16 protein-coding genes and 1 pseudogene are annotated in these 15196 nt (G+C 34.8%); all 17 read right to left on the bottom strand.

All coding sequences use genetic code 11. The annotated features are described in order from the left end of the window. Positions 1 to 8: 8 nt before the first annotated feature. Entirely contained in the window at positions 9 to 1331 is a 1323-nt protein-coding gene (locus K8Z87_RS04845) for a dihydrolipoamide acetyltransferase family protein (RefSeq protein ID WP_227476355.1), read from the bottom strand. Positions 1332 to 1418: 87 nt separating this feature from the next. Then, positions 1419 to 2015 carry an acyltransferase gene (locus K8Z87_RS04840; protein WP_227476354.1) on the bottom strand — a complete coding sequence of 199 codons (597 nt, stop codon included), beginning with the start codon at positions 2013 to 2015 and terminating at the stop codon, positions 1419 to 1421. A gap of 94 nt (positions 2016 to 2109) precedes the next feature. Beyond that, a complete protein-coding gene (locus tag K8Z87_RS04835) occupies positions 2110 to 2862 on the bottom strand; it encodes an enoyl-CoA hydratase/isomerase family protein (protein WP_227476353.1) in 753 nt (250 codons plus the stop codon). A 1-nt stretch (position 2863) separates the two neighbouring features. After that, positions 2864 to 5401: a phenylacetic acid degradation bifunctional protein PaaZ gene (gene paaZ, locus K8Z87_RS04830; protein ID WP_227476352.1), complete on the bottom strand. Its 2538-nt coding sequence runs from the start codon at positions 5399 to 5401 to the stop codon at positions 2864 to 2866. A 95-nt stretch (positions 5402 to 5496) separates the two neighbouring features. Next, positions 5497 to 6702 (bottom strand): 3-oxoadipyl-CoA thiolase, encoded by a 1206-nt coding sequence (gene pcaF / locus K8Z87_RS04825; protein ID WP_227476351.1) that lies wholly within the window; start codon positions 6700 to 6702, stop codon positions 5497 to 5499. Positions 6703 to 6792: 90 nt separating this feature from the next. Next, positions 6793 to 7554 (bottom strand): DUF6090 family protein, encoded by a 762-nt coding sequence (locus K8Z87_RS04820; protein WP_227476350.1) that lies wholly within the window; start codon positions 7552 to 7554, stop codon positions 6793 to 6795. A 131-nt stretch (positions 7555 to 7685) separates the two neighbouring features. After that, complete coding sequence (locus tag K8Z87_RS04815; protein ID WP_227476349.1) at positions 7686 to 8093, bottom strand: PaaI family thioesterase; 408 nt, start codon at positions 8091 to 8093, stop codon at positions 7686 to 7688. Between the two features lie 85 nt (positions 8094 to 8178). Continuing rightward, positions 8179 to 9399 (bottom strand): 3-hydroxyacyl-CoA dehydrogenase NAD-binding domain-containing protein, encoded by a 1221-nt coding sequence (locus tag K8Z87_RS04810; RefSeq protein ID WP_227476348.1) that lies wholly within the window; start codon positions 9397 to 9399, stop codon positions 8179 to 8181. 76 nt (positions 9400 to 9475) lie between these two features. Continuing rightward, the gene (locus K8Z87_RS04805) at positions 9476 to 9835 is read right to left on the bottom strand and encodes a four helix bundle protein (protein WP_227476347.1); all 360 of its coding nucleotides are present in this window, start codon (positions 9833 to 9835) and stop codon (positions 9476 to 9478) included. Positions 9836 to 9887: 52 nt separating this feature from the next. Continuing rightward, on the bottom strand, positions 9888 to 10883 hold the full coding sequence (locus K8Z87_RS04800; protein WP_407704197.1) for a threonine ammonia-lyase: 996 nt from the start codon (positions 10881 to 10883) through the stop codon (positions 9888 to 9890). A 9-nt stretch (positions 10884 to 10892) separates the two neighbouring features. Then, positions 10893 to 11210: pseudogene (locus K8Z87_RS04795) on the bottom strand (endonuclease domain-containing protein); the annotation flags it as partial. A 57-nt stretch (positions 11211 to 11267) separates the two neighbouring features. After that, on the bottom strand, positions 11268 to 12047 hold the full coding sequence (locus K8Z87_RS04790; protein ID WP_227476346.1) for an enoyl-CoA hydratase-related protein: 780 nt from the start codon (positions 12045 to 12047) through the stop codon (positions 11268 to 11270). 39 nt (positions 12048 to 12086) lie between these two features. Next, positions 12087 to 12437 (bottom strand): VOC family protein, encoded by a 351-nt coding sequence (locus K8Z87_RS04785; protein WP_227476345.1) that lies wholly within the window; start codon positions 12435 to 12437, stop codon positions 12087 to 12089. Beyond that, positions 12437 to 12937, bottom strand: a complete 501-nt coding sequence (gene paaD / locus K8Z87_RS04780) for a 1,2-phenylacetyl-CoA epoxidase subunit PaaD (protein WP_227476344.1) — start codon at positions 12935 to 12937, stop codon at positions 12437 to 12439. Before paaD ends, K8Z87_RS04785 begins: the two co-directional genes overlap by 1 nt. A gap of 90 nt (positions 12938 to 13027) precedes the next feature. Then, positions 13028 to 13783: a 1,2-phenylacetyl-CoA epoxidase subunit PaaC gene (gene paaC, locus K8Z87_RS04775; RefSeq protein WP_227476343.1), complete on the bottom strand. Its 756-nt coding sequence runs from the start codon at positions 13781 to 13783 to the stop codon at positions 13028 to 13030. A 100-nt stretch (positions 13784 to 13883) separates the two neighbouring features. Further along, complete coding sequence (gene paaB, locus K8Z87_RS04770; RefSeq protein ID WP_227476342.1) at positions 13884 to 14174, bottom strand: 1,2-phenylacetyl-CoA epoxidase subunit PaaB; 291 nt, start codon at positions 14172 to 14174, stop codon at positions 13884 to 13886. A 58-nt stretch (positions 14175 to 14232) separates the two neighbouring features. Next, a complete protein-coding gene (gene paaA, locus K8Z87_RS04765) occupies positions 14233 to 15189 on the bottom strand; it encodes a 1,2-phenylacetyl-CoA epoxidase subunit PaaA (RefSeq protein ID WP_227476341.1) in 957 nt (318 codons plus the stop codon). Between the last annotated feature and the right edge of the window lie 7 nt (positions 15190 to 15196).

The following is a 15196-nucleotide window of genomic DNA, read 5'->3' as shown; positions in this document are numbered from 1 at the left end:
AGTCTAATTTATATACTTCTATTCACATCAAACTCTTCAAAATAATCTGCAACACGTTTTAGGAAACTACCTCCTAAAAAGCCATCGACGACACGGTGATCGAATGACAAAGACAAGTACATCATACTTCGAATTTCTATAGTATCACCTTCAGGTTTCTCAATCACTTCTGCGCGTTTTTTAATAATCCCTAAAGCTAATATCGCGACTTCTGGTTGATTGATAATTGGTGTTCCCATTAAACTTCCAAATGTTCCTACATTAGATATTGTGAATGTACTCCCTTGAATATCGTCTCCGCTTAATTTATTTTCTCGTGCTTTTCCAGCTAACTCATTTACATTTTCTGCTAAAGCTTTTAAATCTTTAGTATCGGCATTTTTTACTACTGGAACAATAAGGTTTCCACTAGGTAAAGCTGTCGCCATACCTATATTAATATCTTCCTTTACGATAATATTAGTGTCATCAACCGAGGCATTGATATTAGGAAAATCTTTAACCGCTTTCGCTACTGCTTCAACAAATAAAGGTGTAAAAGTTAAACGTTCTCCATATTTATCTTGAAACGCTTTTTTATTTGCATTTCGCCAATTTACCATATTGGTTAAATCTGCTTCAACATATGCCGTGACGTGCGGTGATGTATGCTTTGAATACACCATATGGTCTGCAATCATTTGGCGCATACGGTCCATTTTAATGATCTTGCCTTTACCTTTATCTAAATTTAATTGTGGTATACGATATGCAGTTGGGTCTGGTTCTGCAACAGGTTGAGCAAATTTAAATGGTCTTCCTTCTTCTATATAATGAAATACGTCACTTTTACGTAATCTCCCTTCATTTCCAGTAGCAGGAATACGTGCCAATTCCTCAAAACTAATATGATGGTCTTTTGCTATAGAAATAATTAGTGGTGAAAAGAAGGTATTAGAATTTGAAACGGAAAATGAATTTGAAACTGGTTTTACCTGTTTAGGTTTTTTGATTTCTTTTTTCTTTTGTGAAGGCTCGACTGCACTTCGACTTTGCTCAGTGACCGTACTCGACGTGACATCTGTTTTAGGCTTGGTTGATTTAGTTTCTTCTGAAACTTCAAGGATTGCAATCACTTCTCCAACTGGTACAACATCTTTTGCTTGAAATAGTATTTTTACCAATATTCCATCTTCAGTAGCTGGAACTTCATTATCTACTTTATCGGTTGCTACTTCAAGGATAATATCGCCTTCTTCATAGCTATCACCCTCATTAATCAACCAATTGATAATAGTTCCTTCTGTAATACTCTCGCCCATTTTGGGCATTTTTAATTCAACTTTTGACATTTTTAATTTTTCTATTTGTCATTACGAGAAATGAAATGATGTGAGAATCTCTTTATGAGATTCCTCATTTCCCTCGGAATAACAATTCTATTTTTTCATAAAATCACGTAACGTATCATACATACTATCTTGCAATTTCATATTATCGGGTACGTCTCTCAAAGGTTCTACTTCTTTTAAACTTTCGTGGCAGTCGGCAGGTAATTGCTGATACAATTGTGTTCCTTTTGTTTTCCAAGCAATCATTTCATCACTCACTTCTTTAATCACTTTAGCGGGATTACCAACTACTAAACTTCGCTTTGGAATTTTAGTTTCTGCTTTTACAAATGCCATTGCACCTACAATACATTCGTCACCAATTTCGGCATCATCCATAATCACTGTGTTCATACCAATGAGACAATTTCGACCTAAATTAGCACCGTGTATTATGGCACCATGCCCAACGTGAGCACTCTCTTTTAGAGTTATCGATTTCCCTGGAAACATATGTACTGTACAATTCTCCTGAACATTAACACCGTCTTCTAAAATAATTTGTCCCCAATCACCACGAATGGCAGCTCCAGGACCTATATAACAGTTTTTACCAATAATGACATTACCAGTTACGGCAGCCAAAGGATGTACGAAACTCGTTTCGTGTACTACTGGTGTATATCCTTTAAAGCTATATATCATATTATTTATTTAAGATTGTTGATTAAGGATTATTGATTTTCGAATTTCTCACTCATACTTCCAAAATCTCCAATCGACATTCTTCAATCGATAATTATTTAAATCCTTTCAATTTCTCTTTTGTAAACTCAGACAGCACTAATCGACCGCTAGTTGCAGCACGTTCTGCTAATAACTCATCCCAATCGTCTGTACCTTTCCAAAACACCTTTTTCATTTCTAACATAGCTTCTGTATTGTAAGTACACAAATGTTCTGCTGTTGCTTTTACCGCTTCATCTAGCGCTTCTGTACTTTCATAAACATGCGTGAATAAGCCTTTTTGTTTTGCCCATTCTGGTGGATAAAATGAGTTTGCATCAATAGCTATTTGTGACATCGCACTTAATCCCATTTTGCGCTCAATTGCTGGTCCAACCACAAAAGGTCCAATGCCTATGTTAAGTTCGCTTAATTTAATGGCTGCAAATTTTGTTGCCATACAATAATCTGTTGAAGCTGCAAGACCTACGCCACCACCCACGGTTTTACCTTGGATACGACCGATGATAAACTTCGGACATTTTCGCATGGCATTTATTACATTGGCAAATCCTGAAAAGAACACTTTTCCAGTTGCCGCATCATTAATATTAATCAACTCTTTAAAACTTGCTCCAGCACAAAATGTACGATCTCCACCGCTTTTTAATACAATCACTTTAATAGCATCGTTTTGTCCTGCATCAGTAATTGTTTGTGCTAATTCAGCTAACACATTTCCTGGTAGCGAATTATGAGCAGGATGAAAAAATTCGATGTATCCTACTTCGTTTTCTAAGGTTTGTTTTACGTATGGTTGTGTCATGTTATATTAATTCAAATTGCTCAAAATGATGATTCAAATGCTTGCGCTCTAATAAATACCACTCGTATTTATTTAATTCACCAAATACCATATTCTTTAAAATAGCATCTGGATTTTCTTTAAAATAGTCTACATATAAATTTCTTTGTGCTTTAAACTTCTCAATTGCTGTTGCTAAATCTTTATGTTTTAAATCGTCTAATTTATCTTTTTCTAGTAATGGAAATTGACTGTTTTTAGGAAAAGGCTCATAGTTCCAAAGGCTATTTTTTACCTTTTCTAAAATCTTCTCTGGTGTTGCAATCTCAAAATCTTGAATTTCTCCTGAAGCAATTTTATAAGTATACTCCAAATGTTCAATCATATGTTGCGGCGTCATCATTCCCCAATTTGCTTTGCTATTTTCAGTGAGTTTTGATAGACATTCATTAATCTTTTCATCAGTCATTTCAACAAATGTTTCTTGTTTCTTTTGAACCATTGTTAAAATGGTAGCAACTGCAACTAGCGGACTATCTTTATCTGTTTTTTGACTTTCAGGTCTATTTTCAAAATTAGCATCAAACACCTCAACATGCCATTTTACAATTCCGCTTGGATGCTCTGCCGAAGCTACATCACGGTCCACTTTTTCTTTACAAGTTAATCGTACATAAATCGTATCGTTATGATACAATGGTCTTAAGAATCTAATACTATCTAAACCGTAATTCGCCGCAACTGGACCTTTGTTTGGGTAGACAAATAATCCTGCCGCTGCAGATATAATAAAATAACCATGCGCAGTTCGCTTTTCAAAAATGCTTCCATCTAAAGATGTGATGTCTGTATGTGCGTAGAAATGGTCCCAAGTTAAATTGGCAAAATTCTGTATATCTGTATCTGTTAAAGTACGTTTATGGGTTTTCATTGACATCCCAGTTTCAATGTCTTCCCAATGGTATTTGAATGGATGCTGTTCTGCTTCCTTATATTTTGCATTCTGTTGGTAAATACCTGTAATTGCAGTAATAGTAGTTGGCGAACCTTGAATTGCCGTACGCTGCAAATAATGTTTTATACCACGCATGCCACCCATTTCTTCACCTCCACCAGCGCGCCCTGGACCTCCATGTACCAAATATGGTAAAGGTGAACCATGGCCAGTGCTTTGTTTAGCACTTTCTCTATTAAGTACTAGTATTCGCCCATGATGAGACGCAGCATTTACGACATAATCGGTTGCAATTTTATCATCATTAGTAGCAATAGAAGACACTAGTGAGCCTTTACCCATTTGTGCTAATGTAATGGCTCCGTCTAAATTTTTATAAGGCATTATGGTGCTTACTGGACCGAATGCTTCACGTTCGTGAATAACTGTATTTTCAAAAGGATGGTCAGCTCTTAGTAAAATCGGACTTATAAAAGCGCCTTTTTCTGCATCAGCACCGATAGTTTCTATTGTATCTAAATTACCATAAACAATTTGCGCTTCTTTAGCTAAATCGTTTACAGAATCTCTTACTGCCTGCACTTGTTGTTGACTCACTAAAGAACCCATTCGTACTTCTTTTAGTCTTGGGTCACCAATGGTTACTTTGTCTAATGCTTTGCCTAATTGAATTTGAACATCTTCAACCAATTTTTCTGGCACAATGATTCTACGAATAGCAGTACATTTTTGACCAGCTTTAACGGTCATTTCTTTTCTGACCTCTTTAATAAATAAATCAAATTCTGGTGTGCCAGGAACAGCATCTTCACCTAAAATAGATGCATTTAAGGAATCAGCTTCCATCGTAAATGGTACAGCTTCTTGTATTAATCTTTGATGCGCTTTTAATAAACGCCCAGTTGAAGCAGACCCTGTAAAGGTGACCACATCTTGAGATTCTACGGTATCTAATATTGTTTTTACGGTTCCGTTTATAATTTGAAGTGCTCCTTCTGGTAAAATACCAGAATCGATAATTTCTTTGGCAACAGCCTCTGCTAAATAGGATGAAGAAGGTGCTGGTAAAACTACAGCAGGCATTCCTGCCATCCAATTGACCGCACATTTTTCAAGCATTCCCCAAACTGGGAAGTTAAAAGCATTTATATGTACTGCCACTCCTTTTTTAGGCACCATAATATGATGTGCCATAAAACGACCCCCTCTTGACAAATCGATGGCATCACCTTCTACATGATACGATTGATTCGGAAACAATTTTCGTAAAGACGCATTTGCAAAAAGATTACCAAAACCACCTTCAATATCAATCCAACTATCCACTTTAGTAGCTCCAGTTCTATAACTCAATTCATAAAAAGCATCTTTTCTTTTTGTGAGATACAATGCCAATTTTTTGAGCATATTACCACGCTCTTGAAAAGTCATTTTGCGAAGTACTTCGCCTCCTTTTGTTCTTCCATATTGAAGAATTTCTGGAATATCTAATCCTTCGATAGCGATACTTGTGAATGCTTCACCAGTTACAGCATCTAGAATTGGTGTTCCTTCTTCTTTTCCTGTTGTCCATTTTCCTTGGACGTAATGTTGAATCTTGTTCATCATTTATTATTTGAGATTGTTGATTAACGATTTTTGATTTTTGAAACCCTTCTCACTTCTTAAATCTCCAATCGACAATCTTCAATCGTTAATTTCTATACTCTTTCTATAACAGCAGCATAACCTTGCCCAACACCAACACACATGGTTACTAAAGCATATTTTTTATTTTGCTCTTTTAATTCTAAAGCTGCTGAATACGCAATTCTCGCTCCAGTTACTCCTAAAGGATGACCAATAGCTATGGAACCACCATTAGGATTTAATCTAGGGTCATCATCTGCTAAGCCCCAAGCACGTGTACACGCTAATGCTTGTGCAGCAAAAGCTTCATTTAATTCAATGACATCTATATCATCCATTGTTAGTCCTGCTTTTTCTAATGCTTTATTAGATGCCTGAACTGGCCCTATTCCCATAATTCTTGGTTCTACACCCACTACTGCAGAACTTACGATTCGCGCTAATGGTTTTAGGTTGTATTTTTTTACGGCATCTTCGGATGCAATTATAGTTGCTGCGGCACCATCGTTTAATCCTGATGAATTTCCTGCAGTTACACTACCTCCTTCTTTTTTGAAAGCAGCTCTTAATTTTCCTAAAACTTCTAATGATGTGTTTGGTTTTACAAATTCATCCTTAGAAAATTGAATGGGGTCTTTTTTACGTTGTGGAATTTCAACCGTTACAATCTCTTTTGCCAACCTTCCGTTCTCTTGTGCTTTAGCAGCTTTCATCTGACTCCAATACGCAAACTTATCTTGGTCTTCTCTTGAAATATTATATTTCTCTACCAGATTTTCGGCAGTATTCCCCATGCCATCAGTTCCGTATAATTTATGCATTTTAGGGTTTATAAAACGCCATCCGAAGGTAGAATCATACATTTTAGAATCGCCACCAAATCCTGTCGATGGTTTTGCAATTACGTAGGGTCCGCGTGTCATATTCTCCACACCACCAGAAATAAATACCTCTCCATCTCCTGCTTTTATTGCACGGTTGGCATGTATAATGGCTGATAATCCCGAACTACATAATCTATTAACAGTTTCTCCCGGAACTGAAAAAGGTAGGCCTCCTAAAAGCGAGCACATTCGTGCTACATTACGGTTGTCTTCACCTGCTTGGTTTGCACAACCCATAATGACATCATCATAGGCTTCTTTTGGAATATTAGGATTTCGTTTTACAATCTCTTCTATAACGATTGCTCCTAAATCGTCTGTACGAACAGCAGATAATGTGCCTTTGTAATTTCCTATTGGTGTGCGAACACCATCTATGATATATGCTTCCATTTTTATTATTTGAGATTGTAGATTAACGATTTTTGATTTTTGAAGTACTTACTCATATCTCTAAAATCCAAAATCAGCAATCTACAATCATTAATCATTATCTAATTTTTTTAAAGTTGCAATTATACTATCGCAACTGGTTTTCATTTGTTTAAGGTTTCCAGCCAAGTTCTTTTTTATAACATAACTATTTTCAAATGTGGCCGTAGTAAGAGGCTCATTTACTTTAGAAATATATTCACTGTACAATAATTTTTTGTACGGCATTGCATCAAAATTACTTCTGCTTACAACAATAGGTTGTAATGAGCCTAAACTTTTACGAAGTTCCCAAGCTGACCCATTGAAAAAATTTTCTCCACCGAAATTAAAGGTATTACTGTATGAATCAGCACTTTCAAAAAACCTATCAATATATTGTGTCAAGGACCTACTCTTTAACAATCTGAAATCCCCATTCGAAACCGCCTCATTATAGCTTGAAATAGTAGGTTTAAAATTGTCTTCCATAAAAAATACCGTTGCAATTTTCCTTAAAGAATCAACAGAAATAGTTTGTGTCTCGTTTTCGATGATTTTATAAAAGGTGTTCATTGTGTTGAGTTCATTTTCTCGCTTTTCAATCGCTGAAACTAATGTTTCATTTGTATCGGTAAAGTCTGTAATTAAATTACTAATCAATTCTTTTCGTTGCTCATTGAGCTTTCGATTTTCGTTCCAATTGTTAATTTGTAAAGCAATAAGTATTCCAATAACTACAAGGATAATTTCACCAATAGCATATTTGAAATATTTTCCTGTTTTGCCTTGTGTAAGCAATGATTTTCTAATATGTCTAAAAAACTTAATCATTAATTTATATCTTCTTTATTTCTTTATTCATTTTGTCTTGAAACAAAACGAATCAAAAATTCCTCATTTCAACAGTGACTACCTGCAGGCTAATTTCTAACAGCGCAGCGGTCTATTATCTAATTTCTTTTTTATTCTTCCCAATCTTTTTGAGTTCTATAGACTACACCTTTAAAAAGTGCTACTAATTCATCACCACGTTTCACTTCAATGATATTAAATCCTAATTTATTATTTACTTTTTCAATAACTGATTCGGCCACCAAATAATCGCCTTCATTTAACGCTTCAATATGATTGATACTTGTTTCTATTGATACTGCATATTTGCCATGCGTATTTGCCGCAAAACCAAAAGCTGTATCTGCTAACGAATAGCTTATTCCTCCATGCGCTTTATTCATACTGTTAAGCATCTCTTTTCTGATGGTCATAGCAACTTTGCAACGACCAATTTCGCATTCTAAAATCTCAATACCCAACCATTGACTGTAAGCATCTTGACTTAGCATTTTATATGGAATTTGCTCTCCTTTCATGTTCACTTCCCACGAAAGTGGGAATCTTTTTATGAGACCTTTCGACTGCGCTCAAGGTGACATCTAGTTATATTTTAAATTTTAATTAAAAGAATGTTTTATGTTCTCTATTCATTTTACGTAATAGCGGACTACAACGGTATCTATCTTCATGGTATTCATCATACAATCTGTCTAATGCTGTAACACAGTTGTCAATTCCTATTTCATCTGCCCAAGACAATAAACCTTTAGGGTAATTAACGCCTTTTGTCATGGCATTATCAATATCTTCTGTTGAAGCAATGTTTAAAAATAGTGCATCTGCAGCTTCGTTAATTAACATCACTAATATACGGTTGAATATCGATTCTGCTAGAGACTTCTCGACTGCGCTCGAAGTGACATCTAAACTTCCCATTATTTTCCCGTTTTCATCATAATCATAATAACCTTTACCAGATTTGCGACCTAAATAACCTGCTTCTGAAAAACGTTTTTGCGTGAATGCTGGTTTATATCTTGGATCGAAATAAAATGCTGTGAATACAGTTTCTGTGACGGTATAATTCACATCGTTTCCTATAAAATCCATTAATTCAAATGGCCCCATTCTAAATCCGCCAATAGCTTTTAAACTCCAGTCAATGGTTGCAAAATCTGCAATACCTTCTTCATAAATACGAAGCGCTTCTCCATAGAATGGGCGCGCAACCCTATTTACAATAAAGCCTGGTGTATCTTTTGCTACTGCTACTACTTTCTTCCAGTTAGAAATGGTATCAATTGATTTTTGAAGCACCTCTTGAGAAGTTTGAATAGCAGGAATAACCTCGACCAACTTCATTAAAGGTGCTGGATTAAAAAAGTGTATCCCGATACAGCGCTCTGGTTTTTCTAATGATGCGGCTATAGATGCTATAGATAAACTTGATGTGTTTGATGCAATGATACAATCGTCAGACACATATGTTTCAAGTTCAGAAAAGACTTTTTTCTTTATATCGAGGTTCTCAATAATAGCTTCAATGGTCAAATTTGAATCTGCTAAATCTTTCAGACTATCAACATAAGAGATATTAGATTGAATTCTAACTTTTTCGTCAGCATCAATTCGACCTTTTTCAATCAAACGATTTAATATTTTTTCTAATGCCGCTTTAGCTTTATCCAAAGCAGCTTGATTTGTATCGTATAATTTTACTTGACAACCAGCAGTGGCTGCAACTTGTGCAATGCCGCTTCCCATTGTTCCCGAACCAATAATTCCTACATGTAGGATTTTTGATTTTTGATTACTGATATTTGATTTTTGATCCTTACTCATATTACTTTTGATTTGAAGTTACTGATATTTGATTTTTAAATTCTAAAATCTTCAATCATGAATCTCCAATCGTTAATCATTTTAGTTTATTTGATGCTGTTTTAATACTCGATACGAATATTGAAATTAACTCATTATTTTCTTTTGATAGTTTTTCTAATAATTCCATATCTGAAATTAGATTTGCACCTTTCATTATTTTTAAATTTATGAAAGATTCTCTTAGCTCTTTTGAACAAATTTTCATTTTATGAAGAAAATCCCTTGTTGATTCTCCGCTTCTAGCTTCACCATAATTTAAAGCGGATGATGTTGCTGAACGTATTAATTGTTTTGCCAAATGTTCTGAAGCAAAAGATTTATCTATTGTTTTACACAACAGAATAATATCAATTGAAAATTGAATCAATCTTTTTTCTAGTTCATTAGCTTTCACTTATAATATTTTTTAATTCAAAACTCATAAATCATCATTCCACAATCATTAATCAAAAAGGTAAATTTTTCACATCTACATTTCCGCCAGATAAAATAATACCGACATTTTTATTTTTAAATTCTTCTTTATTCTTCAATACTGCAGCAAAAGGTACAGCGCATGAAGGTTCTATAATAATTTTCATACGCTCCCAAATGAGTTGCATCGCATTTATAATTTCATCTTCTTCTACTCTAATAATCTTATCGACATGCTTTTGAATAATTGGAAAATTACGATCGCCTAAATGTGTTCGTAAGCCATCTGCAACTGTATGAAAACTATCATTGGTTTCTATTTTACCAGAAATCAAAGAACGATATGCATCATCTGCTTCCATAGGTTCACCACCAATAACTTTACAATTATTTGAAAAATAATGTGCTGCTAAAGCAGTACCAGCAATAAGTCCGCCACCGCCGACAGGCGTTAAAATTACATTTAAATTTGGGTGGTCTTCTAACAATTCTATAGCAGCAGTACTGTTACCATAAATGACTTCATCTTGGTTTGATGGATGTAAAAAAGAAGCGCCTTTTTCTTCTTTTATTTTATTAGCAGTTGCTTCTCTTGCTTGTGGCGTTGACTCGCATTCTATAATTTCACCTTCGTAAGTTTTTACACCATTTTTTTTGACTTGTGGTGCATTTTCTGGCATTACAATATAGGCTTTAACGTCCAATTTTTGAGCTGCTAATGACACCGCTTGCGCAAAATTACCTGAGGAATGCGTTACGACTCCACGTTGCCTTTCTTCTTCTGAAAGCGAAAGAATTGCATTTGCTGCACCTCGCATTTTAAAGGCTCCCATCTTCTGAAAATTCTCGCATTTAAACACAATATTTGCACCTACTATTTCATTTATTAAGCTAGAACTTAATACAGGCGTTTTATGAATAAATGGTTTTATTCTATTGTGAGCTTGTATGAGGGTTTGTTTTAAATTGTCCCCTTGAGGGGACTTGAGGGGTGTTTTTAAAGATTTTACTTTTTCCTCTAACGACATAGAAACACTAAACATATTATTTTTAACATCAGAATCACTAAATCTAATAAACTTTACACCACGTTCTTCAAGCTTGTTTTGCCTGTCTGTATCTTCAAAATATTTAAAATCATGAGAATTGCCATCAATTTCGATTGCAAGTTGAATTTCATGACAATAGAAATCAGCGATATAATCTAACATTGGGACTTGCCTATGAAACTGAACACCTAACGCTCTATTTTTAATGTTTTTCCATAGAAGAACTTCTGCAAGTGTGCTGTTTTTTCTTAGCTCTCTTGCATATTCTTTTAATTTTGGGTTATATGGAATTATTTTGTTTTTCACTCTGATGTTTACACCCCTAAAGTCCCCTCAAGGGGACAATTGTTCGATTAATCCTTTTTAGTTCCCTTTAAAATTTGGTTTACGTTTTTCTATAAATGCAGCGACACCTTCTGCATAGTCATTACTACTTGCAGCCTCGATTTGTAATTTAGATTCTAAAGCCAATTGGTCTTCAAGCGTATTTGTCATTGACTTATTAAATAGTTCTTTGATAAGCCACAAAGCTTTAGTTGGCATATTAGCTACTTTAACTGCTAGTTTAGAAATCGTTTCTTCAAATTCTTCTAAAGGCACTGATTTATAAATCATTCCCATTTTTTCTGCTTCTTCTGCTGAAATTTTATCACCAAGCATTGCCAAAGCTTGTGCTTTTTGAAAACCAATTAAACGTGGTAAAAAGAACGTGCCCGCACTATCTGGAACTAAGCCAATTAAGCTAAAGGCTTGAATAAAACTAACTTTTTCATGAGCAACAACAATATCACAGGCTAATGCAATATTAGCTCCTGCTCCTGCTGCAACACCATTAATTGCTCCAATAATGGGTTTTTTAACAGAACGTAGTCTTGTAATTATTGGATTATAATGTTCTTCTAATATTTTCTTAAATCCTGGGTTTAATTCTGGATCAGTGACTTCCTTTAAATCTTGACCAGCACAAAATGCTTTTCCGTTTCCTGAAAGTACAATTGCTCTCACTTCGTCATTGTTATCACAATTATCTAGCGTGCTTTGAAGGTTTAAAGCCATTTCTCTATTGAAGCTATTAAATACTTCTGGTCTATTTAGCGTTATGTACGCTACTTTATTTTCTATTTTTAGTTCTATTGAACTCATCTCTTATTACCTTTTATGAGATCCTTACTTTCGTAGGAACTAAAGTTTAAAATATGGATTATAAATTAATCCTATAATATTATTCCAAGGGTCATAAACACTAGCAACCATTAATTCACCTCCGACATTGGTTGGCACTTCATGTTTAATTGCTCCTAAGTCTATTAATCTTTTGTATTCTTCTTGAATATCTTCAACTCCCCAATAAGAGATAACATTATCTCCTTTTACTGAATCGTCTGGTTGTAATCCTAATTCGTACCCTTTAATATTAAAACCCACATAATAAGGTTCATCAAAATAAGGTTCTGTTTTAAATGCTTTTGCATACCAAGTTTTTGCCTCAGATATGTCACCTACTTTATATATCGTTGTTCTTAAACCCAACATTATTTTAAACATTTAAAATAATCAAATGGCTCTTGGCAATTCTCACATTGAAATTGTGCTTTGCATGCTGTTGAACCAAACTGACTAACCATTCGTGTATTTTGCGAACCGCAATTGGTACACTTAACAATTCGTTTTCCATTAAGCAACACGTCTTTATCTGCATCGGCATCTAAAGGTGCAGCTATTCCATAATCTTCAAGCGCTTTTCTACCTCTTGGTGTAATCCAATCGGTTGTCCAAGCTGGGTACAGAATCAAATCAACTTCAGATTTATATCCTGCTTCATGAAGTGCTTTTTTTATATCGTCCCCTATGACATCCATTGCAGGACAACCACTATAGGTTGGTGTAATTTCAACCTTTACTATATTATTAATTACAACAGCAGAACGCACAACACCCATATCCATAATAGATAACACTGGAATTTCTGGATCTGACACTTGCTCCAGTATTGGGATTAATTTTTCGTCAATATGTTGTTCTGTTGTTGTCATAAAATATCCAAGATTGTTGATTAACGATTTTTGATTTCTGAATTAGTCACTCATAAATCTAAAATCAAAATTCTACAATCATTAATCATCCTACCAATCCATATTAGGATAAGCGCGCTGCATATATTGTAAATCGCTTAGCAAGTACCCCAGATGTTCTGTATGCACACCTTCTTTTCCTCCTTTTTGAAACCATTTTGATTCTGGAACTTCTAGCATTGCTTCAGTTAAAATCGCATTCACTCTTTGGTAGTAGTTATCTTTTAATTGGGTAACATCTACTCCAATATTTTCTCCAACCATTACCTTATCTGCTTCTACTTGATGAAACAATTCATCTGTATAGGTCCAAAGTGAATCAATTGCATTTTGTATTTTCGATTTACTTTTTTCTGTACCATCTCCTAAACGCTTTATCCAATCTGAAGAAAAGCGTTGATGGTAACTCACTTCTTTTATTGATTTTGTTGCAATAGCAGATAAAGTAACGTCACGACTTTTTTGCAACTCTGTTAAAAACATAAAATGGTAAACATCAAATAAAAACTGTCGTGCAATGGTATATGCAAAATCTGTATTTGGTTGCTCTACCAATAATACGTTTACATATTCGCGCTCTTTACGAAGCATTGCAATATCATCTTCAGTTCTTTTATCTCCAGCTATTTTTGCCGCATATTGATAATAGCTTCTTACTTGACCAAATAAATCGAGTGAGATATTAGTGCAAGCAATATCTGTTTCTAGACTTGGGCCGTGACCAGTTAACTCTCCCATTCGTTGCCCAAGAATTAAACTATTATCTGCTATTCCTAGTATATAGTTGTATAAGTTTTGATTTTTCATGTTTACTTTCCACGAAAGTGGAAATCCTTTAGATTAAACATTTATATTAATTTTTGAGTTTCCTGATTTCTCAGGAATTGTAATTTGAGTAAAACTCAAATTACATATGTTTTACTTCGTCAGGTAAATCATAAAATGTTGGGTGACGATATACTTTATCTTGAGCAGGCTCAAATAACTCTCCATAATTTTCAGGATTTGAAGCTGTTATGTGTTTTGATTCTACAACCCATATACTAACACCTTCATTTCTTCTGGTATAGACATCGCGTGCATTCTCTAAAGCCATTTCTTCATCTGCTGCGTGAAGGCTTCCGAAGTGACGATGTTCTAATCCGTTTTTGCTTCTTACAAATACTTCCCAAAGTGGCCAATTCTTTTTTGTTGTCATAATCTTATCTTGTTATTTGCCTGATAACCTTTCGACTGCGCTCAAGGTGACAAACATTTTAAACTGCTTGCTTCTCTTTTCTATTTTGTTTTTTATCTGCATAAGCTACTGCTGCATCTCTCACCCATTCACCACGTTCCCAAGCTCCCACTCTAGCTTTCATACGTTCTTTATTCATTGGACCATGACCTTTAACCACTTGCCAAAATTCATCCCAATTAATTTCACCAAAATCATAATGCCCTGTTTCTTCATTCCATTTTAAATCTGGATCTGGAATTGTTAAACCAATTAAATCTGCTTGAGGTACTGTTTGATCTATAAATTGTTGACGTAAATCATCATTAGATTTACGCTTTAATTTCCATTTCATAGATTGCTCTGTATGTACCGATTTATCATCTGTTGGACCCAACATCATTAAACTTGGCCACCACCATCGATTTAAAGCATCTTGTGCCATTTCTTTTTGCTCTGGTGTACCATTTGCTAATTTTATCATGATTTCATATCCCTGACGTTGGTGGAAACTTTCTTCCTTACAAACGCGAACCATAGCTCTTGCATACGGCCCATATGATGTATTACATAGTGGCACTTGATTAATAATTGCAGCACCATCTACCAACCAACCAATAGCACCCATATCTGCCCACGTCACTGTTGGATAATTAAAAATACTCGAATATTTGGCTTTGCCTGTATGTAATTGATCGTACAATTCATTACGAGAAATCCCTAAAGTTTCACAAGCACTATACAAGTATAAACCGTGACCAGCTTCGTCTTGAACCTTTGCCAGTAATGCCACTTTACGACGTAAAGAAGGCGCACGTGTTATCCAATTACCTTCAGGCAACATACCAATGATTTCGGAATGTGCGTGTTGAGACATCTGCCTAATATGTGTTTTACGATATTTTTCTGGCATCCAATCTTTTGGTTCAATTTTTTCATCACGTGCAATACGTGCTTCAAATTGTGTTTCTAAATTTTTTATTTGTTCTTCACTCATAATAATT

The sequence above is a fragment of the Winogradskyella immobilis genome (assembly GCF_021887715.1).
Lineage (GTDB): Bacteria > Bacteroidota > Bacteroidia > Flavobacteriales > Flavobacteriaceae > Winogradskyella > Winogradskyella immobilis.
This window is presented reverse-complemented; position numbering and strand designations above follow the sequence as displayed.

Bases quoted from the DNA above. Each gene is read 5' to 3' on its own strand.
- K8Z87_RS04840 (WP_227476354.1), bottom strand. From the start codon at position 2,015: ATGATATATAGCTTTAAAGGATATACACCAGTAGTACACGAAACGAGT.
- K8Z87_RS04785 (WP_227476345.1), bottom strand. From the start codon at position 12,437: ATGTTGGGTTTAAGAACAACGATATATAAAGTAGGTGACATATCTGAG.
- paaZ (WP_227476352.1), bottom strand. From the start codon at position 5,401: ATGAACAAGATTCAACATTACGTCCAAGGAAAATGGACAACAGGAAAA.
- paaC (WP_227476343.1), bottom strand. From the start codon at position 13,783: ATGAAAAATCAAAACTTATACAACTATATACTAGGAATAGCAGATAAT.
- K8Z87_RS04815 (WP_227476349.1), bottom strand. From the start codon at position 8,093: ATGAAAGGAGAGCAAATTCCATATAAAATGCTAAGTCAAGATGCTTAC.
- paaD (WP_227476344.1), bottom strand. From the start codon at position 12,937: ATGACAACAACAGAACAACATATTGACGAAAAATTAATCCCAATACTG.
- K8Z87_RS04845 (WP_227476355.1), bottom strand. From the start codon at position 1,331: ATGTCAAAAGTTGAATTAAAAATGCCCAAAATGGGCGAGAGTATTACA.
- paaA (WP_227476341.1), bottom strand. From the start codon at position 15,189: ATGAGTGAAGAACAAATAAAAAATTTAGAAACACAATTTGAAGCACGT.
- pcaF (WP_227476351.1), bottom strand. From the start codon at position 6,702: ATGGAAGCATATATCATAGATGGTGTTCGCACACCAATAGGAAATTAC.
- K8Z87_RS04800 (WP_407704197.1), bottom strand. From the start codon at position 10,883: ATGTCGTTAGAGGAAAAAGTAAAATCTTTAAAAACACCCCTCAAGTCC.
- K8Z87_RS04810 (WP_227476348.1), bottom strand. From the start codon at position 9,399: ATGAGTAAGGATCAAAAATCAAATATCAGTAATCAAAAATCAAAAATC.
- K8Z87_RS04820 (WP_227476350.1), bottom strand. From the start codon at position 7,554: ATGATTAAGTTTTTTAGACATATTAGAAAATCATTGCTTACACAAGGC.
- K8Z87_RS04790 (WP_227476346.1), bottom strand. From the start codon at position 12,047: ATGAGTTCAATAGAACTAAAAATAGAAAATAAAGTAGCGTACATAACG.
- K8Z87_RS04835 (WP_227476353.1), bottom strand. From the start codon at position 2,862: ATGACACAACCATACGTAAAACAAACCTTAGAAAACGAAGTAGGATAC.
- paaB (WP_227476342.1), bottom strand. From the start codon at position 14,174: ATGACAACAAAAAAGAATTGGCCACTTTGGGAAGTATTTGTAAGAAGC.